Raw genomic sequence first — 25,434 nt, forward strand, 5'->3', positions numbered from 1 at the left:
TGACCCCTTATGAACGATTATGGATTTTAATATGAGAAGCGCTTCGCCCTCAAGCTTTTACGGCTTGATCGCATTGCTGGTTTTGGCCGTCTGTTATCTGGTGGTCTTGTTTCCGTTGAACTTTTTTGCGGGAACGTCGAGTTTCTGGCAGGCACAGGATCAGGATATCACTCAGTATATTGCAGGGTTTAATGCCTTTTTTCATGAGCCTTGGCAGTTTCCGATCCTCTCTATTGAGTCCATTAATACCCCGGATGGCACCAGTGTGACGTTTGTGGATGCGATTCCTCTTTATTCAGTGTTGTTGAAGCTGTTTGTGCCGAGTTCTTTTTATCCATTCAACCCTTTTGGTATCTGGGTCGGTCTGTCTTATCTGTTTTCTGTGGTCGGCGCTTGGGTGTTGTATCGACAAGCTGATTTGAAAGGTTGGATACCGCTTTTTGCTTTGGGGGTGTTTGTTCTGGTTTTTCCAGCTCTTGGGGCCAGGCTGGGTCATATTTCTCTGATGTCTCACTGGCTGATTCTGTTTGCGATCGCACTGTACCTGATGTCTGCCAAAAACCGTCATGCTTTTTGGATGTGGACGCTGCTTCTTTTCGTCGCTTTTTATATCAATGTTTACATTTTTACAATGGTGTTGGCCATTTATGTTGCAACCATTGTGACCCGGTTGACTCAATCGGGTTGTTTTAAAGAATGTCTGTGGCAGCTTTTTGTGCCTATAGCGATCATTTTCAGCAGTCTCTGGCTGACTTTGTTGCCTTTGTCCGATGGTGCGGTCAGTAAGGATTTTGGGTGGGGGTATTATTCGATGAACATACTGGCCCCTATTTATGGTGGGGATTTCATTCGAATCCAAAATGCTGAAATGCCGGGTCAGTATGAAGGATTTAACTATCTGGGCATTGGTGTAATACTGTTATTGATTTATGGTTTTTATCTGCAAAGAAAGTATGATCCGGAATGGGTTCGCCGTCATCGCTGGGTTATTTTGTTGTTTGGGTTGTTTGCTTTGTATGCGTTGTCGGATAAGGTATATTTAGGTACCGTTCATCTTTTTGATATTAATTATCCGGGTGTTCTGGAGCCATTGTTTGAGCAGTTTCGGGCTTCGGGGAGGTTTTTCTGGCCTGTCGGGTATGGGTTGACGGTTTTTGCTGTCGTGATGGTGGCCAGGCATCATCCGGGTCCTGCTCATTGGCTTATCCTGGGAGCCGTGGCCATACAGCTGGCGGACTTGAATCAGCGTCAGAAATTTCTTAAATCGGTTGCTGAAAGAGAATCTGAACAAAAAATACCTGAGCAAACGTTAAACAACGAATTAAATGGCATTCAAAATGTTTATTTCTATCCCAAGTTTCGTTGTTCCGGTCAGGTGGCTTTGCATGACACGGTGCTGCCAGTCATGTTGTGGGCAGCAACGCATGAGAAAACCCTGAATACAGGATATGTTGCACGCTTCAAACCGAATTGTCGAGATAAAGGGCATGAAATTAAAGCGGCGAGAAGTCAGTCCGCGTTTTTGTTTGTTAAGCAGGTTTATCCGGATGCCGATTGGTTGAGGTTGTTTTTTCCACCTGAGAAATCCGTTCGTTGTCGTGACACTGAGTCTCTGTGGATATGCACTGAAAAAGAGTCCGCCGGTAAACAAACGGTGAGACTGCCGGTTAATGATGAAACCTTTTCTACCATCAAAGGGGTTTTTGACAAAGGGGGGCTGAAAACGACCCAAACGTCTGAAACGCTTATGTATGGCCCTTACTACCCAATGGTCGCCGGGGATTATAAAATTGAATTGCTGGGACAGGCGTCGTCGGTGGAGGGTGCTGTTTTAGAGTTGGTTAGTCAGGGAGGGCAGAAAGTTCATGCAACCACGTCACTTTACACTGCCTCGGATCAGACTCTTGCCAAAATGTACGTTTCTTTGGAAGAAGATATTTCAGCCGCAGAATTGCGGGTGCAGGTGGATCGCTCATCTGAATTAAACATCCATTCAGTCATTTTGACACGATTAAAATAGTTGGAATTATGGAAAATCATGAACGCTTTCTTTTGATACAGCTGGTTGTGCCTTGCTTTAATGAGGAGGCGAATATCATTCCGTTTTTTGAGGAACTGGATAAGGCCGACCTGGCACAAGCGGAATCCGATCTCAGGTTTGAGGTGATTGCGGTTAATGATGGATCTAAGGATCAAACATTAAAAACATTGCTTGAGATCCAGAAAGAGCGGGATGATCTGACCGTCATAGACTTGTCTCGTAATTTTGGAAAAGAATCCGCTTTGACTGCGGGACTGTCTGAGGCTGGTGGCGATGCCGTGATTCCTATTGATGCAGATGGTCAGCATCCTTTTGCAACCATATCCGAGATGGTTGCACTGTGGCGGCAAGGGTATGATGTGGTTTTGGCGAAACGCAATACCCGTGATACGGATACCAGGCTGCAAAAATGGACGGCCAGGCTTTTTTACAAAGCTCATAATCAGTTGAGTGATATCAATATCCCGGCTGATGTGGGGGATTTTCGTCTTATGGATAAAAAAGTGGTGCGTGTGCTCAACCAGTTGCCTGAGAATCGTCGCTTTATGAAGGGGTTGTTTGCCTGGGTCGGGTTTCGGACAGCGACGGTGATTTATGATGTCCAGCCAAGAAGCTACGGCCAGACACGTTTTAATACCTGGAAACTGTGGAATCTGGCATTGGAAGGTATCACAAGCTTTAGTATTTCTCCCTTGAAAATATGGACTTATGTTGGTGTTGTTGTTGCGTTTCTGTCGTTTTTATATGCCAGTTATCTTGTTGCGACCACGTTGATTTATGGAACCGATTTGCCTGGCTACCCTTCTATTATGGTCGCTGTCCTTTTTATGGGTGGCATTCAATTGATCAGTATTGGTATTATCGGTGAATATTTGGGCCGCGTCTATATAGAGTCTAAAAATCGGCCCTCTTACATTATTGCGGATATTTATAAACCTGAAAGTAAGACCGATTCATTTTGAAAACCCATCAACAGGCAATGCGTTTTGGTGTAATCGGTGTTTTTAATACCGCTGTTCACTCTCTAGTCGTGGTCGGGGGTATTGAAACGTTCTATTTGAATCCTGTATTCGCAAATATATTAGGCTTTTTTGTTGCGAATACAGGCTCTTTCTTTCTGAATTGTCGCTACACGTTTGATCACACCCCGAGTGTTAAGAGTTATCAACGGTTTTTGAGCGCTTCAAGTTTGTCACTTGCTCTTACGATTGCGCTTTCCGGTTTGGCAGAGTGGATGGGATGGCATTATTTGGTTGGTTTGTTGTTGGTCATTATTTTTGGTCCTGTATTGAGCTTTTTCATTCATAAGGCATGGTCATTTCGATTGTGACCCTAAGCGTTTGGTGCGTTTGATTTTGCTTAGAAGCGCCTGTTGAGGTTTGAGGTGTGAAATTGGCTTCAGGGTGTTGAATATTAACAAAAGATCGTTATATAAAAATTGAGCTTGATTGGTATGAGAACTGTCAAAGAGGTGCAAGATGGCTCGATTTTTAACCACTTTTGATCCATTCAGGGAAATTCGTGATATGCAGTCGCGTTTGCAGCAGGCGTTTCCGGCTCAGGCGGACGCTGGGGAGTCTAGTGTGGCCGGGTTTGTGCCCACGGTGAACACGCGCGAAGGCGATTACGCCTATCACATTGAGGCGGATTTGCCCGTTGTGAAAAAGGAAGACATACAGGTGGAAGTCAAGGACGGGCGCGTGGCCATTTCCGGTGAACGCAAGGTCAAGAATGAGGTCAACGAAGACGATTATTACCGCGTGGAAAGCCGTTATGGCAAATTTGAGCGCAGCTTCGCACTGCCGGACAACGTGGACGAAGAAAACGTGAATGCCCGCTGCGAAGACGGTGTGCTGGAAGTGGTGTTGCCGAAAAAGCAGGCCGATGACACCAGCAAAAAAATCACGGTGGAGTGATTCGGGTGTTGCATTGTCGATAAAAGATGCTTCGGCTTCGCTCAGCATGACAGTGCTTTTGTTACCCGACCGTCCCCTTCTGTCATCCCGACCGAAGCGGAGGGATCTTTTAAGGTCCGCGTGGTAGGTCGGGAGATCCTTCGGCTACGCTCAGGATAACAGTGGGGCGGCAGGAGGTCTTCGGCTTTGCCTGGAATGATCGTTTCTCCTCTCGCCCTGTTCGAAGATTCGAGCGGGACGTTTTTGTGTCAATTGACCAGGCCTGGCAATCTGTCGGACTTAAGCCAATCGGCTGCTAGTGATTTTTAAGTTTTTTTTTGGGATCGCAGTTGGGTAGAATGGATGCACTCATTCGTAAGCATTTAAGGCCGTCATGAAAGATACAAAACTACGCTATGCCACATTATTGCAGTTGGTTGAAAAAGCCCAGGATGGGATTGTGGTGGCAGAAAAAGAAGACCACGATACGATTCTGATTTATGTGAATCCGGCGTTTGAGAAGTTGACCGGGTATTCGTCGGATGAGATTTTGTATCAGGATTGCCGTTTCCTGCAGGGGGATGACACCGAAAAAGACGCGGTGCGGGTGTTGCGCTCGGCCATTGACAGCAGTGAACCGGTTCGCACGGTGCTGAAAAACTACCGCAAGGACGGCACGCCTTTCTGGAACGAACTCAGTGTGACGCCGTTTCACGACGAAGTGGATCAATTGACCTATTACATCGGCATCCAAAAAGACGTGACCGATCTGGTGCGTCTGCAGGACGAACTGACCGAGGCCAAAGCCCGGATTGCGGAATTGGAAGCGCAGTTGGATTCCAAAGGCTGATCGGATATTCGTCTTCAGCTTGACCTGGTGACGCAGGCGTCGGTTTTAGGGGTTGAGCGGATAGTGGTGGGCGAGGAGGGCCTGGCTGGCGGAGCCTGGGCTTTGGTCCATAAAGAAATAGAGTTCGAAACTGCCGTGTTGTTGGTGCCAGTCGTGCCAGCGGTGAATGTCGCATTGGCCGCTGGCGTCAACCACGCTCACGCCCAGACATTGCAGTGATTGCAACAGACTCACCAGTTCGGTGTCGGGGGTGAGCGGGGCGTGTTGAATAATGGGGTAGTAGCCTTTCAGCACCAGTTTCAGCGCGCTGATCAGGGCGTAGACGGGCGAGGTGTCAGGCTGAATGCCCAGCAACACCGGACGAGAGGGTTGGGTCATTTCGCGCAAGGTCAGATACAGGCGACTGTATAGCCGTGGCAGTATGGCCGCTTCCCAGAAAACGCGCTGGGCCTGATCGGCGGTGTTGTCGTGGCGCAGGGATAACTGGTGCGTGGTTTCGGCCAGGGTGTTCTGCCACACGGGTTCCGGATAATCGGCCAGCAACTGGTCGATTCGCTGCGACAGGCCGGTCAGGTCTTTGCCGGCACAGAGTTCCTGCAAGCGGTTTCCCATTTGCGACGGGGTTTTGGGGTCGGTGGTTTCCGGGCGGCGCGATTGCAGCAGGCCTTTGACCCGACCGATGGGAATGCCTTGGTGGGTCAGACGCACCACTTCCTGCAAGGTGTCGATGTTTTCTTGAGTGTAAAGCCGGTGGCCGGATTCGGTGCGGATGGGTTCAATCAGGCCGTAGCGCCTTTCCCAGGCACGCAGGGTGATGGCGTTGACCCCGGTTAGGCGGGAGACTTCGCGAATCGGGAAAAGGGCATTGTCATCAATCGGTTGGCTACTCATAGCGGTATCTTAGTCAATAACCCTGTTGGGGTCAATTCAATCTGTAGAAGGTTGGGGCAGCGTTTGTACAGCCGAACCGGCGCGTTGCGAGACATGGACGTTATGCGATGGGTTTCTTTTGTTTCAGTTGTTCCACTCGATGCAAATGCTGTTGGCGTGACGCGACCAGATCCATGCGCGGCGGCGGATAATCCAGCGCTGTCTGCAACAGGTCTGGCTGGTCGGTGGGGGGTGCCAGCCGTTGTTTGGACGGCAGGCTGGCCAGTTCCGGCACCCAGCGGGCAATGTAGTCACCTTGAGGATCAAAGCGCTCGCTTTGGCGAATCGGGTTGAACAGCCGGTAATAGGGCGAGGCATCGACCCCGGAACCGGCCACCCATTGCCAACCCATGGTGTTGTTGGCCGGGTCGGCGTCCACCAGGGTGTCGGCAAACCAGGCGGCGCCGTCCAGCCAGTGAATGTGCGCGTTTTTGGTCAGCCAGGAGGCTGCCACCATGCGCACCCGGTTGTGCATCCAGCCGGTCTGCCAGAGCTGGCGCATCCCTGCATCAATCAAGGGCACCCCGGTCTGGCCCTGGCACCAGGCCTGGTAGTTTTTGTGGTCTGCGTCCGACAAGGTTTCAAGCCGGGGGTAAAAGCCTTCGAATTTGGGCTGGAAGGCTTGGTGTTCGCTCTCGGGAAAATGCCAGAGAATGCTGCGCGCAAACTCGCGCCAGGCCAATTGGCTCATCCAGACCTGTTGAGAGGCATTCTGTTGGGGTTTATTGGTTCCCTGTCTTTTTTGGCTTTCCAGCAAGGCAAACAACAGCGCACGCGAATGAAGATGGCCGAAGTGCAGGGCGGCGGATAATCCGCTGGTACCGTGTATGGCAGGGAAATCGCGCTGGTCACTGTAATGGGGCAAGCCCTGTTCCTGAAACGCCTGCCATTGTCGCCAGGCGGCGGTTTCACCCACCTGCCAGTGACGCAGGATGTTTTGTGTCCAGGGTTGCGCCAGAATGGTCTCCAGCGACCCCGGTCGTTGATCCAGACCTTTGGGTGCGGGCAGACAAAAAGCAAAATCCTCCGGTGCCGGCGAGTCCAGCGGTTCCAGCTCATCAAAACGGCTCTGCAGGGATTTGAAAAACGGGGTGTAGACTTTGTAGGGTTTGTGACTCTGGTTATGCAGCCGGGCGTAGGGCAGCCAGTTTTCGGTTTCAAACGGCGTCAGCGCAGTCCGGGTGCGCCGACAGACGCTTTCGGCCTGTCGTTGCATCGCATCAAAAGGCGAGCCGGGTTGATAGGTGTAGAACAGTTCCTGAATGGCGTGCTGTTCGATCAGATTTTGCAACTGGGTGGCAAAGTCGCCTTCGATCAGCCACAAATCGCCGCCGCGTTCGCGCAAATCCTGTTGCAGTTGCGGCAGGGCCTGGGCCAGCCAGGCGCTGTTGGCCGAACCGATGATCTGGGCCGGGTCGTGAAAGTAGGCCACAATGACCTTTGATCGGTTTCTGCGCGCACGCGCCAGCGCCGATGCCAGAGCCGGATGGTGTTGGGTGCGCAGTTCGCGTTGCAGCCAGACAAGCGTGGTCATGGGTTTGTTTTCCCTGTTTTTTATATGGCTTTTTTGTGTAAACCGTCATTTCAACGGGGCGAGCAATGCGTGTTTGACCTCGGTCGACAGCGCCGAATCGCCCAGCCACAGGCCCAAATACACGGCTTTGAAACCGGGGGTGTCGTTGACAAAGACTGTACGGTCGTTGAGGCGCAATTGCAAACCCTGCCCTGGTTGGTGCTCCAGTTGATAGCAATCACCGGCTTCGACCGCCTGGTAGCGGGCATGAAGCCGTTCCACCGCCAGACGCTGCGCCGTGGGCAGGGTTTTGGGCAGTCCGGATTCGGCTGCGGTCACAAAATCGTCCGGGCTCAGGGCGCGGTGATAGCACAGTTCCAGTTTGACCGGAGTGTCATCGGCCAGCAGGTTGGCGCGGGTGACCTCCGGGCCGACCCAGAGTCGCGCGTCGTAAATGTCGATCCAACCCAGCCACTTGGCGGTGGCGCTACCCTGCGGCTGCCAGTCGGTGTCTGCCATCACCAGGCCTGGTAAAAACAGCACCGCCAACAGCGGGAAACATCGCCAGAAATGCATGCGCATCAGGATGACGCCACCTGGCTGGTCGGTTTGCGGAAAAACAGCGTGACTTCGCCCACTTTGAAGCCCCATTTGCTGACGGTGGCCCGGTTGACCAGTGTGCGGTCATTGTGCAGGAACATCCAGTCGTCAAACTGCACGTGAATACTGTCGTCTTTGTATGGCAGGTCCAGAGTGTAGCGCCAGTTGAGGGCCGGACCGGCGGCTTTGCCTTCGGCCTGGCCGATCACGTCGCCTGCCGTGCCGATGTAGGTGTCCGGCGCGGTTTCGGTGATTTCCCAGACGCGGGTCTGTTTTTCGCCATCGTCATAGACAAAACGTTCGTCCAGGGTCAGTTGGCGTTGACCGTTGTGGCTGGAAACGGTGCCGGTGATGTCGACCTCAAAGCGTCGGATCACTTTGCCGCTGCGGTCCTGAAACTGACCCCAGGCGAAGGTGTGACCCTGGAAAAAGTGCATGATGTCGAGTTTGGGCGTTTGCCCGGCGTAGTCGTCCACCGGCACTGCCGAGCAACTGAGCAGCAGCCAGGGAAAGAATAACAGGGCGATCATTCGGGTTGGGCGCATGGGTGGGTTCTCCGTTACAGACGTTTCTCGAGGGTGATCTGGTAGACATTGATGTGTTCGCTTTCAAAGCCGACCCGGCAGTAGTCGAGGTAATAGCGCCACAGGCGCTGAAAGGTCTGGTCGTAGCCCAGGGCTTCCAGATTGCGGCTTTGCTGGTTGAAGCGCATCAGCCATTTGTGCAGGGTGTGGGCATAGTCCTGACCGAACGAAAATTGATCGGTGATCTCAAACCCGTGATCCATCGCCAGATGGTGCAATTGACTGAGACTGGGCAAAAGGCCGCCCGGAAACACATAGGCCTGAATGAAATCCACCTGGCTCTGGTAGTTTTCGGCCTGATCGTCGTCAATGGTGATGATCTGCAAGGCGGCCTTGCCCTGAGGTTTGAGGTTTTTCTGCAGTTGGGCGAAGTAGGTTTGCCAGTATTCCTTGCCCACGGCTTCGAACATTTCGATGCTGACAATGTGGTCATACTGGCCGGTTTCGTGGCGGTAATCCTGCAGGGCGATGTCGGTGTTTTCTGCCAGGCCTGCCTGTTGCAGACGCTGGTCGGCCCAGCGTTTCTGCTGGTGCGACAGGGTCAGGCCCTTGACTTTGTGACCGCGGGAGGCGGCCAGTCTCGCAAATGCGCCCCAGCCGCATCCGATTTCCAGAATCGATTCGCCCGGTTGGACCTGCAGTTGATCCAGAAGACGTCCGTATTTGGCTTGCTGCGCTTCGCCCAGATCCTGCGTGTCGTCAAACAGGGCACTGGAATAGCTCATGCTGTCGTCCAGCCACAACCGATAAAAGTCATTGCCCAGATCATAGTGGGCCGCGATATTGCGTCGCGCATTGCGCAGGCTGTTGTGACGGCGCTGGTGACGCCATTTGTGCCAGCGCCCGACCGGTTTGTCGTTGTCGAGCAGGTGGCTTAATGCCTCGCGGTTCTGGTGGGCAAAGTGCATCAGGTGATAAAGCGAGGGGGTGTCGATGCTTTGTTCCAGATAGGCCTGGGCAAACCCGAGTTCGCCCTGGGTTTTGACCAGCCAGGCAAACCGGAGCATGCGGTGAATGGTCAGGTCGGCGCTGTGCCCGGCAAAGTCGCCTTCAAACCGGTGCGTCTGCCCCAGATAAGACACCGACAGGGTGCCGTGGGTGAGTTGGTGAAAAGGCAGTTTGGCCAGGGCATTCTCCATCAGGCGTGCTGGCAGCAGCCATTCAATGGGCGTGGTGAGGTGTTTGATCAACATAAGCGTCTCCTTGCGGATGCGTTGGGGAATCGAAGTGAAATAAGGGGCGCATGGCCGAATGACTGTAGGCAATGTGGATCAGGGACTTGGGTGTTTTGTGAAAACGTCCGCCCTTGAGCCAGATTTTGAGCGCCCACCAATGGATGCGCCAGAGCGTGCGCAGTGAGTCCAGCGGAAAACGACGGCTGGCCTGTTGCAGCATTGCATCGGTCAGAGGCCGGGCTTTGCTGACCTGAGTGGCCACCAGTGTGGGCTGGCCGTTTTCGGATTGGTAGATGCCCAGTCTGTAGGTGTCGCCGGGCAGCGCAAACCGAAAACGGTAGCGACACTGCATGCCCAGAAACGGCGACACATGAAAGGCCTTGTCAGCCTCGGCCTGCAGGGTGTTTTGGTCTTTCCCCAGTAACGGCTGTCCCTGGTCACTGAGCACATAATGATGGAACTGGCCGTAAGTGTTGCTGACTTCGGCAATGATCGCAATCAGCTGGCCTTGGGCATCGTAGGCATACCACGCCGCCAGCGGGTTGAATACGATCCCGAACATGCGCGGGGCGCAGACGAGTGCCACTCTGGCTGGCGGTTCGCTGTGGCCGTAACGTTCCAGCATCCCATTGATCCAGTCACGCCAGCTGACTTCCGGGTTGCGTGCCCCGAAATCTTTGGTGTAGAGGCTGATCCGGCCAAAGCGGTTGAGCGACAGCGATTTGAGCGCGTCGGCTTCGTCATCAATGCGGTCGATGTCCACTTTCAAGTGCAACGCCGGATAGCGAAAGCGGTAGGTGAAGGGCCGCTTGCGCTGGTGCATGATCTCGCTGAAATAGATCTGACTGCTCATGGTTTCAGTCCGTTTGCACCGACCATGGCGGCGCTGGGCGTCTGCCAGTCGGCGTGGCTTTCCGGGTCATTGGCCGAGGCGAACGGCCCTGATTGCGATGTGGTCACCGAGCCGGTATCGGGCGCTTCCCACGGCAAATTCAAGTCAAACTGACGCGCAATGTGCACGGCGCTGCGCAGGCCATCTTCGTGAAAACCATAGCCAGTCCAGGCTCCGGCAAACCAGAGACCGTGCAATCCCTGAATCTCTCCCAGACGTTTCTGCGCCGCCATGGCGACTTGATTGAACACCGGATGTTCGTATTCCATGGATTTAACCACTTTGGCCGGATCCGGCGCCTGGGTCGGGTTGAGGGTGACCAGCAATGGCTGGGCACTGTCAATCGACTGCAAGCGGTTCATCCAGTAGGTCACGGCCACCCGATCCTCGTTTGCGCCGTCCTGGCGCAGGTAATTCCACGCCGCCCAGGTGCGTCGCCGTTTGGGCATCAGGGCCAGATCTGTGTGCAGGTAAGCCAGGTTTGTCTGGTATTCGAACGCATTCAGCAAGCTGAAATCCGGCCGCCAGGCCGGTTCGATCATCTGCAGGGACTGATCGGCGTGGGAGGCAATGACCACCTGATCAAAGGTTTCGGTCTGGCCTGTCAACGTGGTCAGCTCCACGCGCTGGGTTTCGGGTTTGGGTTGAATGCGGGCAATGGGCGTGTTCAGTCGGTGTTTGAATGCCTGTTTGGCCAGGATTTTTTCCACGTAACGGCAACTGCCGCCGCAGACGGTCTGCCATTGCGGGCGGTCATGGATGTTCAGCAGCCCGTGATTGTCAAAAAACTGCAGAAAGCTGCTGGCCGGGAATTCGAGCATCGAGCCGGTCGGGCAGGACCAGATGGCGGCGGCCATGGGCAACAGGTAATGATTGCGCATTTTGGGTGAAAACTTGTGTTGATCCAGATACTCGCCCAGGGTCCATTGCGCCAGTTGCGACCGATTCAGGCTCAAATCGCGTTTGGCGATGCGGTTGAAGCGCACGATCTCGGTGAGCATGTTCCAGTGTGCGGGCGATAGCAGGTTGCGCCGCTGGGCAAACAGGGTGTTGAGGTTGTCGCCGGAATACTCGATCTGACCCTGATTGATCGAGACCCCGAAACTCATGGTGGTGGCCTGGGTGGCCACACCCAGGTGGCGCAACATGGCTGTCAGGTGAGGGTAATTGGGTTCGTTGTACACAATGAACCCGGTGTCGACCGCGTGGCGACCGAATTGGGGATGGTCCATTTCCACTGTATGCGTGTGGCCGCCGGTGTAGTCGTTCTTTTCAAACAGGGTGACATCGTGCTTCTGGCTCAAAAACCAGGCGCTGGCCAGGCCGCTGATGCCGCTGCCGATGACCGCGATTTTCTGAGGTGTGGAGGGGGGGCGGGCGCTGTTGGGAAACGTTTTTGGCTGTGTTGTGTCAGGGTTCATGCAAATTCTCCTTTGCCTGTGCGACATTCTTTGATAACATTTATACATAAGTTGTACAGCAATGCAATATTTTTTAGCCAATTGCGATTCTGGTCGAAGCCAAAACCGCTTGTTCTGCGGTGCGACGCCTTGGAGATCCCTCCGCTTCGGTCGGGATGACAGGGGGGTGCTCGGGATGGCAAAGAGGTGGTCGGGTGAGAAAAGGCTGTCATCCTGAGCGAAGCCGAAGGATCTTTGGACGGCGGTGCGGCTCTTTGAGGGCGTCCCGTATTTGCTGACGGTGCCAAACTTTGAAAGATCCCTCCGCTTCGGTCGGGATGACAAGGAGGGAGAGGTCGGGATGACGTGGGTGTGTCGGGATGGCATGGTGGTGGTCAAGAAGACATGAGGTTGGTCGGGATGACAGTGGGTAGCCGGGATGGCAGGGATAACAATTCAAATAAAGCGAGGGGCGTATGACGGAATCGAATCGAATGGCTTCCGGGGCTGAGGCCAGCGCCGGGGGCAAACGAATCTGGGTGGTCGGGGCCAGCACCGGCATCGGGTTGGCTTTGGCGGCCCGACTGCTTTCGGCCGGGTACCGGGTGGTGGCCTCGGCCCGCCGGGCCACTGGCAGCAGTGCATTGAGTGATCTGGGGGCGCAATACCCCAAGCATTTGCGTTGCGTGGACATGGATGTGACCCACACAGAGAATTCAGAGGAATTGGCCCAAGCGGTGGACCAGGCCTGGTCAAAATTCGAGGGGTTGGATCTGTGGTTTTACAACGTGGGCGTGTATGAGCTGGCCTCTTTCAAAGACAGCCGGTTTGAGGATTACGCGCGCATGAATGCCAGCAATTATCTGGGGTGTGTGGCGCTGATGCACGCCTTGCGCCCGAAAGTATTGGCCGGAGAGGGCCCGGCGCGCTGGGTGTGGAACCTTAGCATTGCCAATCAGATTGGTTTGCCGTATGGCGGCGGTTACAGTGCGCCCAAAGCGGCGTTGCTGAATCTGGCCGAAGCTCTGCAGCCGGAGCTGCGAGGGTTAGGGGTGCGCCTGCAGGTGGTCAATCACGGTTTTGTCAAAACCCGCCTGACCGCCAAAAACCCCTTTACCATGCCCGCGCTGATGACGCCAGAAACGGCGGCAGAACGGATTTTCAAACTGATTGATCGACCCTTGACCAGGCCTGGTCCTTTTGAGACCCACTTTCCAAAACGTTTGACGTTGTTTTTGAAACTGATGCGCCACCTGCCTTATGCCTGGCAGCTGGCACTAACAAAGAAGATGCTTCCCCATGACTGATGCCACGCTTGACCGCCCGGACCTCGTTGATTCACTTGCCTTGCGGAAGGCCGCTGACAGACAGCCGCCTGACACTCGTACACCTTCTGTACAGCCATTGGACCCGGACAATCGGTATTGTCAGGCGTTGCTGATGTATGTGCATGCCTTTGAAAACCTGACCCCGACCAGCCTGTTTGAACAGCTGCTGCCATTGTTTGCGACCAACGCTTACTTTGAAGACCCGTTCAATCAGGTGGTCGGACGTCAGGCGATCGGTGACATTTTCGAGCACATGTTCGAACACACCATCACGCCCCGGTTTGTGGTGATGAATTACGCCATCAATGGCCGGGTCGGTTTTTTACGTTGGGAAATGAGTTTTTACGATCAAAAGCTGAAATTGCACCGGATTGTGGGCACCTCTAAAGTCGGCTTTGACCGTCAGGGGCAGGTACTTTCGCACACCGATTACTGGGACACGGGGCGTTATCTCTATCAGAAAGTGCCATTGCTGGGGCGGGTGATTCGCTGGATCAATCGCAAACTGACACCGCATGCCGGCAAACGCTGAGCCGCTGCGGCGTTCAGAAATGCTGCGCTATGGCCTGCCGGGGTTTGTGTTAACCCTGCTGGGGGTACCGCTATATGTGTATCTGCCCAATTATTTTCACGACAATTGGCAGGTCAGTCTGGGTGTGATTGGGGCCGCTCTGCTGGTGACGCGCTTGCTGGATATGGTGACCGATCCGCTGGTCGGTGTCTGGTCGGACCAATGGCAGGCCCGGATCGGGCGGCGCAGTCAGATGGCTCTGGGTGCGATGGTATTGCTGGTGGGGCTTTATGGGCTGTTTTTTCCGTTTGAGGTCTGGCTGCAAACCATGCCTTTTGTTTATCTGTTTGTGGTCAGCAGCGTGGCTTTTCTGGGCTGGACCCTGATGTCGGTGCCCTATCAGGCGCTGGTGGCGGATTTGACCACAGACCATCATGCCAAAACGCGGCTGACCCTTTCGCGGGAAGGGTTCGGCCTGCTCGGCGTGGTGGTCGTACTGGCCTTGCCCACCATTCTGTCCCTGGCCCCGACCGCGCCGAAATTGTTTGAATGGGTCTGGTGGCTGGTTCTGGGCGGGCTGGTGGTTTCCCTGTCGGGATTGCTCCGGCTTGATACGGTGCAACGCCTCGATCCTGCGCCTGCAACAACGACGTCTCTGTGGCAATCGCTTTACGGCTACCGGCGCTTGTGGCAGCAGCATCGTCAGGCCTATGCATTGATGGGGCCATATTTTGTCAATAATCTGGCCAATGCCTTTCCCGCCACCCTGTTTCTGTTGTTTGTCACCCATGCACTGGCACTGGAATCTCAAGCGGGGCCGTTGCTGCTGGTGTATTTTGCCTGTGGCCTGCTGGCGTTGCCCTTCTGGTTGTGGCTGTCGAAACGACTGGGCAAATTGGCCGCCTGGCGATGGTCCATGATCACCGCGGTGATCGGGTTCAGTGGTCTTTACTGGGTGGAGGCGGGCGACTATGAGCGCTATCTGCTGGTGTGCGCGGTCACCGGCCTGAGTCTGGGGGCCGACATGGCGCTTCCGGCTTCTCTGCAAGCCGATGTGGTGCAACGCCTGCGCGAACAGGGCATGGATGCCGCCAGCCGTCTGTTCGGGCTCTGGGGGCTGCTGACCAAACTGGCGCTGGCAGTGGCCGTCGGGGTGGCCCTGCCCTGGCTGGATGCATTGGGATTGGACCAAGCCACGCCCGAGGCTGTTTCCGCGCTGTGGGTTTTCTATGCCCTGGTTCCGATTTTGCTCAAACTGATCACGCTATTCTGGTTGCACCTTGACCAGCCAGAAAGAGCGACTGGGTGATGTCGGTTGGCCCGGCACTTGTAAGCTTGCGCGTTGTGTCGAATTAGTGAATTTTTTCGGGTGAATTACGTTCTGTTGATTCGGTTGATCAGGAACAGCAAAATCACCGCGCCAATGGTGGCCATGATGATCGCGCCCAGCAATCCGCCGGTTGTGATGCCCAGCAAGCCGAACAGGAAACCACCCAAAACTGCACCGACAATCCCGACGACCATATTGCCGATGACACCAAAGCCACGACCTTTCATGATTTGGCCAGCAAGCCAGCCTGCCAGAGCACCAATCGCCAGAAATACGATTAAGTTCATGATTTCCATGATTGCCTCCGTTTGTTATTTTTTAGCGAAAAAGAACAGACCGATGACGAAACTGACCGCCCCGCTAATGTAGTAAGCCATGACCGTATCCGTCTCCGAACCGGTCACAGCTTGCGTCACTTCCGAACCGATGGATTGCGATAATTGAAAACCGTATACGACAATCCCGGCACCGACGACCATTAATATGATGCCGATGATTTTCATGGCACTGTTTGTGTTTGTTTCCATGGCCAACTTCCTGTTGTGATCCCTCAGTGGTGTGCCGCGTGTTTTTATGTTGACGACTTCACAATCAACCTTACACCTTCAAGTCTCCGTTTGCACGGGAATTAAAAAGGTCTGAATCAAAAAGAATTTGCGTGTGATCAGCGTCTGCTGGCAGCAGTGCTCACAAGGGTTTTATGTTTGTATAAACTGTGGATAATATGTGGATAATAATTTGAGTTTAAAAGGGTTACCAGGCTGTGAATAAGTTGATCTTTCGTTTTTACTGGCTGCTCATTTTGGCGGCGCCAATGGTCGGCTTTGCCGAAACATACCAGTATCAGGATGATTATATTACCCGGGCAAAGGTCGGCGATCAGATCGACAGTGCCTGGCTATTGCCTGAAGGCGGTTTGAGCAAACGATACGGTTTCAGTTACCCCGTTGTCATTGAATCGGTCCAGACCAAGTCATTGGAAGCAGTTTTTTCTGATCGAGTGCTCAGAAAGCTCGGCTCTTTTTCTGCTTTCCAGGCCATTTATTTCAAAGCGATTGAGGGGAACGGGCATCGTCGTCTATGCCTGTACAGGCAGGAAAAGCCACTGGCTTGCTCAGACAGTGATTTATCATCCGATAAATTGACGCCAGTCAGAATCGTGTTCAGAAGGGTCGAAAAAGGGACGTCAGCTTTTTTGATTCATTGAGCGGTAAACACCATTGGGTTTGGAATAGTCATGCTCTTAACCATTATTGCGGTTGTTGTCTTGTTCACACTGGCGTTTCTGCTGGCTGTGCATCTGGGCTTTCGGGCTCCCAGACTGGCCAACAGACAAACGCCACAGGACTTTGGTCTGTCTTATGAAAACATCGCCTTCGCAGGTCATCAGGGTTGCCAATTGTCCGCCTGGTGGTTGCCAGCCAAACATCCATCACAGACCACGGTGGTTTTATTGCACGGGTGGGGAGCAAACAAAAGTTTGATGCTGCCACTGGCCGAACCGTTTCATCGGCTGGGATGGCATGTGATGCTGGTGGATGCGCACAATCATGGCGACAGTGAGCATCGCGGGGTCTCCACCATGCCCAAATTTGCGGAAGACCTGGAATCGGCATTGGCATGGCTGAAACACGATAAACCGAAAGAGGCCGAAGATGTCATTGTTATGGGGCATTCTGTGGGCGCGGCGGCCACGCTATTGGCTGCATCAAGAGGTTTGGCAGTCCGGGGCGTCATCAGTCTGGCCAGTTTTGCCCACCCGAAAGCGGTGATGCAGCGGCAACTTCAAAAGGCAAGGTGGGTGCCGGGACTGGTCTGGCTGGTCATTCATTACGTTCAGTGGGTTATTGGTCATAAACTGGATGACATTGCACCGATAAACGCTGTGAAAAAAATCTCAATCCCTTTTTTGCTGGTGCATGGCGATCAGGATCAAATCGTTCCTTTGTCGGATCATCGAGAGCTTTGCAAAGTCGCCAGCGACAATAAAAATGTCCGCTGTCTGGTTCTGCCCGAGACCGATCATGCGAGCATTGAAACCATTCAAATCCACTTTGCTGATCTTGAGCGATTCATTGATTTCTTGAGATTAAGTCGGTAGAAACCCCAAGTGTCTTTACCTGGATCACTGACGAGACAGTGCCACAAAATCCGTTTGATAGCCATCGAGCTTATCCAGTAAATGCTGCTTTTGTTCGGCGTCCATTGAGCCGATCATTTTATTCAGCAGCGTGGCAAGCAAAACACGGTTTTTCTCGAATTGTGCCTTGAGCCGTGGGCTCCAGAACATTTTCCGGTTTTCGAAGAGTTTCAGAACCCCTGAGCCAGGGTTGTTCGAATGTGGTGGTAAAAGCGATTGGTTCAATGCTTTAGTCCATTGTTGTCTGGCGTGAAGAAGCCCGGGCGACATCCATTCAGTGGATTGGGCAAACCGTTCGATCATGAAAACCTGGTCATCGGTCAGGTTTCCCAGCCAGTCCGTGAAAATGTCCGTCATTTTCTGTGCACCTTTTTCACGTGCGGTGGCCTCGCCGATATTGACATACTCAGCAGCGTATTCGATGTTTTTTTCAGTCAGATTGTCAATGAACTCGGTTTTCTGTTCCCTGCTGAGGGTTTCTGCCAGTAGAACAAAGTGGTTGCCAACCCCCAGATAGATGGCATCGATGAAGGCATCCAGATCATCTAGAGCGGTTTCTACTTTCTTGCTGGAGGGCGGAGTGTTCACTAGGGACTTCAAGTCCTCCACAAAAGTGGCATACTCCGGAAGCTGTTGGGTGCGATGCCATAACAGAAGCTGATCTATTTGTTTTTCTAGTTTTGGTTCCTGATGCGTTTTCACTGTGACATAGTCATCAATGTACCAGGGCAGCATCCAATCCAGTTGGTTGTATACAAACCGGGATGAACAACCGGTCAACAACAGCGCCATCCCCAAAAGCAGCAGGAATGGGAGGGAGGTGCCGGTCAAGCGGATAAAGGTCATTTGGTAGCTACTTTGTCGAGTCGTTTCAGATGCAGGCATCCATCCGAGCACCGGTTGCTGCAAGCCATGCGATACCAGTTGCGAGCCGCGTCAGCATTGGCGTCTACGCCCAAACCCTGCTCGTACATTTCGCCCAAATGCGACATGGCCACAGCGTAATTCTGTTGCGCGGCTTGCAGATACCACTTTAATGCTTTTGAGTAATTCGGGTCCATGCCTAAGCCATAGCGGTACATTTTGGCCAGACCAAACTGGGCAATTCGATCGCCCTTGTTTGATAACCGTTTAAAAATGACGGAAGCCTGAGCATAGTCCTTTTGGCCAAAAGCGTCTACACCTTTTTTGAGGGTCAGCGCATCGGCGTGAACCTGACTGGCCATCATGAGCAAAAGGCCAAGCATAAAAATCGTGTGTCGCATGTTGCGTTCCTTTGTTATCGCACCTGAAAACGGATAAACCGTCTCAGATTGATTGCAGAAAGTAGCCCTGCAAGCCCCGAAGTGTTCAGCAAAAGCCAGTACTTTTTTCATGCATGGTCATGGGGTATCTTCAGGTCTGGTTGTTTTGGCTGGCGATTTGACAGTGCCCCAGTCGCTGAAAGCGCCATTTGGCAAAGCCCCGGTAGGCGAATGCGGCCAGGGCGTAGAGTCCAGGAAGTGCGACCAGTCTCGCAAGCCAGCGCCAGCGTGCCAGCGATTGCCAAATCAGTAAAAATGCATCGACGCCAATGTGAATGTTTCCCTGAGAATCCTTTGCATGCAGATGCTTCAAGCTTTGAACAAGATCGAGACCTTCGTCTTCTAATTGGCTTTGAGGTAGAGCCGTGACGTCTTGCCACTCAAAGACACCTTCCGGCGCTACGGCCTGGTAGTGGCGAATCTCTTTGGAGCAAAGCCCGCATTTTCCGTCGTAAAACACCTTGATCACGGCGCTGTTTCCTTTATTCAAAATATGTCGAATGGCTTATTATTGTCACTTGACACGATGACTTGTCTGTCGGTTTCTGCCGCCTGTCAGGGTCGCTTCCGTTCGCTTCCAGTAATGGAAAAAGCGTTTCACGGGTGGCCGAATGTTCATGTCCACCATGTTCGGTTGCGGACGTACCTGCAAGTTCGGGTGGCAACATTTGGCATTTTCGATCATCCGGTTCAGGCGGGGGTCCTGAGCTTCCCAGGTAACTATCTCTGAAACCTCCGGCCGGGCGCTCAGGTGAGTGAGCACTTCGTTGATGTGGGCCTGATAAATATCACAACCCAGACTGCACAAACTTTCGTACAGAAAGACCAACCTCTTTAATGACCAGGCCTGGTCAAAAAGGTACTGGTGGTCCCAGACAGAGATCAGACGATCACTCTCAGTGATCGCATCCGGCCTCTTCAGGCATTCGTCGTGTAGCCAATAAACGGTGCTCATCAAGTGCCCTCTGGTGTCAGGTTCGGAAACAACTTCCATTGCAGTTGTTCATACGAGGCGTCAAAGCACGCATTGGATGGATGGTCGACATCAAGCTTGCTGTCGGCAAACTGGCGGACATTATCCAGATTGAAGATATAAGGTTTGTTGCTGAAGGTCGAAGCGACCCACTGCCAGGAATGGTTGTTGGAAGCGATGTCGCCATCCAGCAGGTGTTGCAAGAACCATTGTGCACCGGCTTGCCAGGCAACTTGTCGCCAGTGGACGACGTAAGAGGCCAGATACAAACGGGCTCGGTTATGGAGGTAACCTTCGGTTAAAAGCAAGTCAATCAGTTGATCAATGATGCGAATGCCGGTTTGGCCCCGGGCAATGTCATCGGGTAACGCCTGGGCATAATCGTCGGTTTGCCAACCCGTTTTGTAGGGTTCGGCATCCTGCCAGATCCGGTGAGGCTGGGCCGAATGGATCTGATGAAAATAACTGCGCCAGCTCAGTTGTTGAATCAACCGGACTGCTTGGTCGGCGTCATTGTTCTCTTTTATCTGTGCCAAAAATGTTCGGTCGGTCAATAAGCCGTGTCGAAGATAAGGAGACAGCTTCGTGACTGCGCCACTCAAGGCATTGCGTGTTCGTGCATAACCCTTTATGTCCACTTGATGTAATCGGTTTGTCATTGACGTTAAACCTCCTTCAATGGCACTCACCGGTTCATGGGCCCGTTCAGGATGCAGTTCCTGAACGAATGAGATTAAGGTGTCTCGGTGATCGAAGTGATTGATTAAACGTCGCATGGTTGAGTCTGCTGCCATAAGTTTCTTTTGATTGTACACAAATTGTTCAATTGTTGTTCGTGTGAAAGGGCGGGTGCCGTTTTAGAGTGAAATGTTTGAACCCCTGGCGTTTGGTTTAAGACAGAACCTGTTGTTATTGACCTTATTCAAAAGGCGTGCAATGGATCAGGCTCCATCGGAATCGCTGAACATGGAACTCTCACAAAAAGTCGTTGTCGAAACCGACCAAATGATGTGAGAAGGCAGCCGGGCCGATAACGTCCTTCGAAAATCGCTGGAAAGGGCGTTTCGCGAATCCGAGCGCGCGACCAGTTCAAGGGGGCTGGTTTGGATGTCGTACAGCTTTTTAGGACTAGAAGCGGATAGCTGGCGACTGGGTATTGCGTTTATTATTTAAATTCAGTTTTATTTAAGCGAATCCAATAGTAGATTGAAAGGCATGGGTCTGTCAATTCTGAAACCTTGGGCCAGATCACAACCTGCATTTTTCAGAAGTTCTATTTGATGAGTCTGTTCAACCCCTTCTGCAACCACCTGCAATTCCATGGCCTTACCAAGCGAGATGACTGCGTGGACAATTTCCATTTCTTTTTGGCCACACACCATGGCAGCAATGAATGAACGGTCAATTTTTAAGGTATTGACGGGAAAATCTTTCAGGTAAGACAGGGAAGAGTACCCTGTCCCAAAGTCATCAATTGCTAGCTTGACCCCCAGCTGCCTAATGTTTTTCATGGCGGTTTGAGCATCATCAATCTTGTCAATCAGCATGCTTTCAGTGATCTCAAACTCGACCAATTCAGGATTTATGCCGGTTTTTTTGAGTGCGTCTTCGATCACACTTACCAATCCATGGTTCAAAAACTGGCGAGCGGAAAGGTTAATCGCGATTTGGTAATTTTTGCCCGTTTGCTGGTTAAGTGTGCACGTGTCATGTAAAGCCTGATGAATAATCCAGCGACCAATTGGGTTAATCAAACCGGTGTCTTCCGACAAAGGGATGAAAGCATCAGGGGGCGTCATGCCGCCATCAGGGTTTGGCCAGCGAAGCAACGCTTCCATGCCGGTATAGTGTCCGGTTTCTAAATCCATTTTGGGTTGGTAGTAGAGCATGAGTTCACGGTTGGTAACTGCATGACGTAAGCGGGTTTCGAGTCTGACACGTTCTGCGCTTTTTCGGTTCATATCATCGGAGAAAAAACGATACCCTCCTTTACCGTCAGCGCTGACCGCTTCCAGTGCGGTTTCAGCACACCCCATAAGTATTTCCTCATCCTTTGCATTATCTGGGTATACAGCAATGCCGATGCTGCAAGACAGAAAAACTTCTTCTTCATTGATAATAAAAGGTTCTTCAAAAACACTGAGCAGCCGTCTGGCCACCACATTGGCATCTTCAGGATAACGCAATTCACTCAGGATAAAGCTGAAGTCATCACCACCGATACGAGAGACCAAGTCTGCATCACGAGCATTGCGCTCTTCTTTTCTGGCTAGAAGGTCGGTTGAACGTACACGGGTCTTCAGTCGCTTGGCAATGTGGATCAATAGCTCATCACCAAAAGAGAAACCAAATGCATCGTTGATTAGCCGAAAACGGTCGATGTTTAACACCAACAGGCCGGTACGTGCATTGTGTCGATTGGAAATGTTGAACTCATGTCGCAAACGGTTGTGAAATAAAATACGGTTGGGTAAGTCAGTTAAGGGGTCGTAATGGGTGATTCTTTCCAACGCTTCGTGTGATTGATGCTGTTCATTAATGTCGCTGAAAAAAGCAAAGTAGTGGCTGATTTCGTTTTGGTCGTTTCGAATCGCTTCGATAGAAAGTTGTTTGAGGAAAAAACTGCCATCTGGTCGACGATCCCATACTTCTCCTCGCCAGTACCCGTGTTCTTTCAATATTTGCCACATTTTTTGGTAAAACGCATCGGTATGGCGGCCGGACTGATTGATTTTTGGTGTCTTTCCAAGAACTTCCGATGCTGGAAGACCTGTTAAGCGCTCATAGGCCTGGTTGACGTAAATAATTTTTTGGCTGACATCTGTGATCAGGACAGCAAAGCTCGCTTTATCCAGACCTTTTTGAATAATGGCGCTTTCTGAATCTGTGGTGGAAGTTGTCAAGTTCGTTGTCATGATCAATGCTTGTTGCCCACTATTTTGTACGAATAAACAAGAATCTTTATTTTACATAACCGAGCTCTTCGGTGCAGAGGTTTAAGGGGCTATAATCTGGCCTTGGAAATCGATGAGTTCGCCACTGACGTCTTTCAAATCGGATGCCAGTAGCTTCCAAAGATATTCTGCTGTTTCTTGTGGGGTTTGTAATTGACCATCCGGCAAATGGGATTGAAACGGTTTGGACAAGGCGCTATCCGTTGTCCCAGGTTGAAGGGCTATGATATAGGTATTCGGGTACTTGTTTGTAAATTCCAAAGCAAAGTTTTTCACGAGCATGTTTAAAGCGGCTTTGCTGGCGCGGTAACTGTGCCAGCCACCCATGCGATTGTCGCTGATACTGCCAATTCGGGCCGAAAGAATGCCGATGTTCAGAGCATGTCTTTTCGGTAGGGATGCTATACAGTGTTTGACGATAAGGCTCGGTAAAACGGTGTTAACACGAAAAGAGGCCAGCAGTTGTGCCTCAGTCATCGTCTTAAATGTTTTTTCTGGTTGAAATTCGTCATTGTGAAGCAGACCGGTTGCAATGAGAATCTGATCTGGAAGGCCATGATCCAATGCCTGTTCAATGGCGGATGACAGCTTTGATTCATCCAGAAGGTCGCCGACAACGATTGTGTAAGTCGCTGATGATTCTTGAACCGATTTTCTGAAAAAACCAACACTCTCCACACCCTCGGCATCCGCTTTTGCAAGCATGGCTTGACCGATTGCACCGGATGCACCAAAGACCCAAATCAATGTTGAATCCTCTCAAGAAACGTATTTCGAGTTAGCCAATTATCATGCTTCATTTAGACAACTCCGAAAAACGAACCAAACGGTATCCATCCTGTCTGAGATCGTCTGACAATCGTTGAATGTGTTCCGGGGTGATTTCACAACAGCCACCCACAACCCGGGCACCGGCTTTCAGCCAGTGTAATGGTCTAATAAAGTTGGAAGTTGTGATAGCCTTCCCAAACTGTTATTCAGGAGACCACAATGTCAAAAACAGGATCTAAACGCAAAGGACGACTCAACATCAGTCCAAAACAAAAACTGGAATATGCCAAGCTCATGATCGAGGATGGTTATACCAACAAACAGATCATGGAATTGTCCGGTGCCTGTGCCTCGGCGGTGACTCGCTGGAAACGACAATACCGTCAGGAGCTTAACGGCGAGATCCCTGAAGGCAAAACCGCGCTGACCGAAGAGCATCGACGCATTCAGGAGTTGGAACAGCAACTGGCTGACGCCAAGCGGGACAATGCCCTGTTAAAAAAGGCCACCGCCTTTTTCATTCGCGACAATCCAGCATTACAGTGATTGGGCAGATGAAAAAGGCAGACCCAAAACTGACCACTCACCAGCTGTGCAGGCTGTTTGACGTGGCGATCTCGACCTACTATTACCAGATGCAAACGAAACCCGCCAACCGATCAGATCAAGAGGTCATCCAAGCGATGCACAGGCTTCATGAACAGACCCATGGCACCTATGGTCGCCGACGCATGAAAATCGCTCTGGCGCTGGACGGGATGCAGGTGGGGCACTTTAAAATCAGTCGGTTGATGAAAGAACAGGGACTGGTTGCCAAGGCACCTAAAAAGCCCCATTACTACCGCGGCGGCAATGCACACCCGACGACCGCCAACCTTTTAGACCGTCAATTTAATCCCGGCACCGTGAACACCCACTGGGTTGGTGACATCACCTACATTCGAACGCATCAAGGCTGGAGTTACCTGGCTACTGTGATGGATCTGGGCAGCAGAGAAGTTGTCGGTCACGCTCTGTCGACAACGCCAGATGCTCATCTGGCCAAACAGGCATTGACGGATGCCATTACCCGAATACAGCCTAATACCAGAAACCTGATGTTTCACTCAGATCAGGGCGTGCAATACAGCGCCACAATCTTTACCAATGCTTTGGCATGGCACGAAATTACCCCCAGCATGAGCCGACGGGGCAACTGTTGGGATAATGCCGTTCAGGAACGATTCTTTCGCAACCTGAAAACCGAGCGTTTAAACGATCTGAGTTTTATCAACCACCAATCTGTCGTGACGGCTGTTGAGCAATACATTCGATTTTACAACTATCGCAGATTAAATTCCGCCATAGGTTACTTGACGCCAAACATGAAGCGGCAGGAAATGGCCAATGCGGCTTAGAACGCTTCCAAAAAAACTTGACCATTACAGTTTTTTGGCAATCAAAGCTGAGTGTGAGCGGGATATTGTTGAATGGGTCCGACACAATAACCTATATTTCCTGACATGCTCGGTACAAGTGTAACCATCGCAGCAATGCGATCAACCATTTCAAACAAATCTCATTCCTTACGGGCTGTTTTGGAAGTTCCTTTTTGCCCCAACGCCCATTGATATTGGGGCATGAACACATTGGCCGAATACCCTAAAAGCACCAGCCAGCTCAGCCAACCGATGACCAGAAAAAAACCAGACAGCAAAAGACGACCATAGGTCCCATCCATTCCCAGTTGCCGCTTTTTCTGTTCAAAGGCCACAGCATCACACTTGGGGTCGCCCGCATAAGGCAGCAAGCCTGAGTCATTCTTCTGCGGATAGTGCAAGACCCCAACATAGCATTCAACTCGGTGGACTTGATCGGTGCGAGCAGAGACCTCATAGGTGGTTTCAATCCACTCGACAAACCGTCCGGTGTTGTACTCATATTGGCTCACGGCATGGATCTGGTAGGCTGTAAACAACATCAAAACCACCAGGCCTGCCACCTGGGCAAACCGAAGCCAAAGGTTGGTGATTTGCATCTCACCCACTTCGCGTTTGCTGGGCCAGTCCTGTTTTTGTTCACGTTCCTCTCGTGCTGCTTTATCCTCCTCCATCTTGAGAGAAATCATCAAGGCTGAGAACAGCAAAATAATCGAACCCAATACAAAAAACTCAACCGCCATCAGCGTCCAAATATCCATTGCCTCCACAGGCCATCTCCATCAGTTTGTTCGCTTTCAATATAGTGAAAGCAGAGCGTGTTTG

Annotated in this window: 29 protein-coding genes; 11 read left to right on the forward strand and 18 right to left on the reverse strand. The window is 52.0% G+C overall.

Annotation, left to right across the window (positions count from 1 at the left end):
• Positions 1-19: 19 nt before the first annotated feature.
• From A377_RS12035 to A377_RS0105975, 5 genes are all read left to right on the forward strand, one after another.
• Positions 20-2,020 (forward strand): DUF6311 domain-containing protein, encoded by a 2,001-nt coding sequence (locus A377_RS12035; RefSeq protein WP_051083147.1) that lies wholly within the window; start codon positions 20-22, stop codon positions 2,018-2,020.
• An 8-nt stretch (positions 2,021-2,028) separates the two neighbouring features.
• Complete coding sequence (locus A377_RS0105965; RefSeq protein ID WP_019895315.1) at positions 2,029-3,003, forward strand: glycosyltransferase family 2 protein; 975 nt, start codon at positions 2,029-2,031, stop codon at positions 3,001-3,003.
• Complete coding sequence (locus tag A377_RS12970) at positions 3,000-3,371, forward strand: GtrA family protein (RefSeq protein WP_157760770.1); 372 nt, start codon at positions 3,000-3,002, stop codon at positions 3,369-3,371. The genes A377_RS0105965 and A377_RS12970 overlap by 4 nt, the downstream gene beginning before the upstream one ends.
• 148 nt (positions 3,372-3,519) lie before the next feature.
• A complete protein-coding gene (locus tag A377_RS0105970) occupies positions 3,520-3,957 on the forward strand; it encodes an Hsp20/alpha crystallin family protein (protein ID WP_019895317.1) in 438 nt (145 codons plus the stop codon).
• A 373-nt stretch (positions 3,958-4,330) separates the two neighbouring features.
• On the forward strand, positions 4,331-4,786 hold the full coding sequence (locus tag A377_RS0105975; RefSeq protein ID WP_019895319.1) for a PAS domain-containing protein: 456 nt from the start codon (positions 4,331-4,333) through the stop codon (positions 4,784-4,786).
• A 45-nt stretch (positions 4,787-4,831) separates the two neighbouring features.
• Here A377_RS0105975 and A377_RS0105980 read toward each other — a convergent pair whose 3' ends face one another.
• The 7 genes from A377_RS0105980 to A377_RS0106010 all read right to left on the reverse strand — a co-directional run bounded on the left by A377_RS0105980 (position 4,832) and on the right by A377_RS0106010 (position 11,901).
• Positions 4,832-5,677, reverse strand: coding sequence for a MerR family transcriptional regulator (locus A377_RS0105980; protein WP_019895320.1), 846 nt, complete (start codon positions 5,675-5,677; stop codon positions 4,832-4,834).
• Between the two features lie 100 nt (positions 5,678-5,777).
• Positions 5,778-7,250, reverse strand: coding sequence for a cryptochrome/photolyase family protein (locus tag A377_RS0105985; protein ID WP_019895321.1), 1,473 nt, complete (start codon positions 7,248-7,250; stop codon positions 5,778-5,780).
• A 45-nt stretch (positions 7,251-7,295) separates the two neighbouring features.
• Positions 7,296-7,811, reverse strand: coding sequence for a chalcone isomerase family protein (locus A377_RS0105990; protein ID WP_019895322.1), 516 nt, complete (start codon positions 7,809-7,811; stop codon positions 7,296-7,298).
• Positions 7,811-8,374 carry a DUF3833 domain-containing protein gene (locus A377_RS0105995; RefSeq protein ID WP_033422840.1) on the reverse strand — a complete coding sequence of 188 codons (564 nt, stop codon included), beginning with the start codon at positions 8,372-8,374 and terminating at the stop codon, positions 7,811-7,813. Before A377_RS0105995 ends, A377_RS0105990 begins: the two co-directional genes overlap by 1 nt.
• A gap of 14 nt (positions 8,375-8,388) precedes the next feature.
• Positions 8,389-9,606 (reverse strand): SAM-dependent methyltransferase, encoded by a 1,218-nt coding sequence (locus A377_RS0106000; RefSeq protein WP_019895324.1) that lies wholly within the window; start codon positions 9,604-9,606, stop codon positions 8,389-8,391.
• Positions 9,575-10,441: a DUF1365 domain-containing protein gene (locus A377_RS0106005; RefSeq protein WP_019895325.1), complete on the reverse strand. Its 867-nt coding sequence runs from the start codon at positions 10,439-10,441 to the stop codon at positions 9,575-9,577. Before A377_RS0106005 ends, A377_RS0106000 begins: the two co-directional genes overlap by 32 nt.
• Positions 10,438-11,901 carry an NAD(P)/FAD-dependent oxidoreductase gene (locus A377_RS0106010; RefSeq protein ID WP_019895326.1) on the reverse strand — a complete coding sequence of 488 codons (1,464 nt, stop codon included), beginning with the start codon at positions 11,899-11,901 and terminating at the stop codon, positions 10,438-10,440. Before A377_RS0106010 ends, A377_RS0106005 begins: the two co-directional genes overlap by 4 nt.
• A gap of 455 nt (positions 11,902-12,356) precedes the next feature.
• Here A377_RS0106010 and A377_RS0106020 point away from each other — a divergent pair, with 455 nt between their 5' ends.
• The 3 genes from A377_RS0106020 to A377_RS12040 are packed head-to-tail and all read left to right on the forward strand — an operon-like array spanning position 12,357 to position 15,028.
• Positions 12,357-13,187: an SDR family NAD(P)-dependent oxidoreductase gene (locus tag A377_RS0106020; RefSeq protein ID WP_245546788.1), complete on the forward strand. Its 831-nt coding sequence runs from the start codon at positions 12,357-12,359 to the stop codon at positions 13,185-13,187.
• Positions 13,180-13,740: a nuclear transport factor 2 family protein gene (locus A377_RS0106025; RefSeq protein WP_019895329.1), complete on the forward strand. Its 561-nt coding sequence runs from the start codon at positions 13,180-13,182 to the stop codon at positions 13,738-13,740. Before A377_RS0106020 ends, A377_RS0106025 begins: the two co-directional genes overlap by 8 nt.
• Positions 13,724-15,028: an MFS transporter gene (locus A377_RS12040; protein WP_019895330.1), complete on the forward strand. Its 1,305-nt coding sequence runs from the start codon at positions 13,724-13,726 to the stop codon at positions 15,026-15,028. Before A377_RS0106025 ends, A377_RS12040 begins: the two co-directional genes overlap by 17 nt.
• 65 nt (positions 15,029-15,093) lie before the next feature.
• On the opposite strand, the gene A377_RS0106035 is transcribed toward A377_RS12040, so the two are convergent.
• Positions 15,094-15,345 carry a GlsB/YeaQ/YmgE family stress response membrane protein gene (locus tag A377_RS0106035; protein WP_019895331.1) on the reverse strand — a complete coding sequence of 84 codons (252 nt, stop codon included), beginning with the start codon at positions 15,343-15,345 and terminating at the stop codon, positions 15,094-15,096.
• A gap of 15 nt (positions 15,346-15,360) precedes the next feature.
• Entirely contained in the window at positions 15,361-15,576 is a 216-nt protein-coding gene (locus tag A377_RS0106040; RefSeq protein WP_157760772.1) for a DUF3185 family protein, read from the reverse strand.
• 236 nt (positions 15,577-15,812) lie between these two features.
• Between A377_RS0106040 and A377_RS0106045 the strand changes: the two genes are divergently transcribed.
• Both A377_RS0106045 and A377_RS0106050 read left to right on the forward strand, forming a co-directional pair.
• A complete protein-coding gene (locus A377_RS0106045) occupies positions 15,813-16,256 on the forward strand; it encodes a hypothetical protein (RefSeq protein ID WP_019895333.1) in 444 nt (147 codons plus the stop codon).
• Between the two features lie 30 nt (positions 16,257-16,286).
• Positions 16,287-17,150 carry an alpha/beta hydrolase gene (locus A377_RS0106050; RefSeq protein ID WP_019895334.1) on the forward strand — a complete coding sequence of 288 codons (864 nt, stop codon included), beginning with the start codon at positions 16,287-16,289 and terminating at the stop codon, positions 17,148-17,150.
• A gap of 24 nt (positions 17,151-17,174) precedes the next feature.
• On the opposite strand, the gene A377_RS0106055 is transcribed toward A377_RS0106050, so the two are convergent.
• From A377_RS0106055 to A377_RS13385, 8 genes are all read right to left on the reverse strand, one after another.
• Entirely contained in the window at positions 17,175-18,035 is an 861-nt protein-coding gene (locus tag A377_RS0106055; protein WP_019895335.1) for a DUF6279 family lipoprotein, read from the reverse strand.
• The gene (locus A377_RS12725) at positions 18,032-18,565 is read right to left on the reverse strand and encodes a tetratricopeptide repeat protein (protein WP_019895336.1); all 534 of its coding nucleotides are present in this window, start codon (positions 18,563-18,565) and stop codon (positions 18,032-18,034) included. Before A377_RS12725 ends, A377_RS0106055 begins: the two co-directional genes overlap by 4 nt.
• A gap of 19 nt (positions 18,566-18,584) precedes the next feature.
• The gene (locus tag A377_RS0106065; RefSeq protein WP_019895337.1) at positions 18,585-18,962 is read right to left on the reverse strand and encodes a thiol-disulfide oxidoreductase DCC family protein; all 378 of its coding nucleotides are present in this window, start codon (positions 18,960-18,962) and stop codon (positions 18,585-18,587) included.
• 45 nt (positions 18,963-19,007) lie between these two features.
• Positions 19,008-19,448, reverse strand: a complete 441-nt coding sequence (locus A377_RS12050) for a hypothetical protein (RefSeq protein ID WP_019895338.1) — start codon at positions 19,446-19,448, stop codon at positions 19,008-19,010.
• Positions 19,448-20,260, reverse strand: coding sequence for an FAD-binding domain-containing protein (locus A377_RS0106075; protein WP_028485314.1), 813 nt, complete (start codon positions 20,258-20,260; stop codon positions 19,448-19,450). The genes A377_RS12050 and A377_RS0106075 overlap by 1 nt, the downstream gene beginning before the upstream one ends.
• A gap of 387 nt (positions 20,261-20,647) precedes the next feature.
• Positions 20,648-22,369: a putative bifunctional diguanylate cyclase/phosphodiesterase gene (locus A377_RS12055; RefSeq protein WP_211209285.1), complete on the reverse strand. Its 1,722-nt coding sequence runs from the start codon at positions 22,367-22,369 to the stop codon at positions 20,648-20,650.
• A gap of 93 nt (positions 22,370-22,462) precedes the next feature.
• Positions 22,463-23,167 (reverse strand): SDR family NAD(P)-dependent oxidoreductase, encoded by a 705-nt coding sequence (locus A377_RS0106090; RefSeq protein WP_028485315.1) that lies wholly within the window; start codon positions 23,165-23,167, stop codon positions 22,463-22,465.
• 49 nt (positions 23,168-23,216) lie between these two features.
• Positions 23,217-23,378, reverse strand: a complete 162-nt coding sequence (locus A377_RS13385) for a homocysteine S-methyltransferase family protein (RefSeq protein ID WP_083919115.1) — start codon at positions 23,376-23,378, stop codon at positions 23,217-23,219.
• Positions 23,379-23,410: 32 nt separating this feature from the next.
• Between A377_RS13385 and A377_RS0106100 the strand changes: the two genes are divergently transcribed.
• Positions 23,411-24,588, forward strand: a protein-coding gene (locus A377_RS0106100) for an IS3 family transposase (RefSeq protein WP_096777466.1) whose coding sequence is annotated in 2 segments (ribosomal slippage) — positions 23,411-23,708 and positions 23,708-24,588 — 1,179 coding nt in all. Because the reading frame shifts where the segments join, the coding sequence is not laid out codon by codon here.
• Between the two features lie 161 nt (positions 24,589-24,749).
• Here A377_RS0106100 and A377_RS0106105 read toward each other — a convergent pair.
• On the reverse strand, positions 24,750-25,379 hold the full coding sequence (locus A377_RS0106105; protein ID WP_157760774.1) for a hypothetical protein: 630 nt from the start codon (positions 25,377-25,379) through the stop codon (positions 24,750-24,752).
• Between the last annotated feature and the right edge of the window lie 55 nt (positions 25,380-25,434).

The sequence above is a fragment of the Hydrogenovibrio halophilus DSM 15072 genome, assembly GCF_000384235.1.
Lineage (GTDB): Bacteria > Pseudomonadota > Gammaproteobacteria > Thiomicrospirales > Thiomicrospiraceae > Hydrogenovibrio > Hydrogenovibrio halophilus.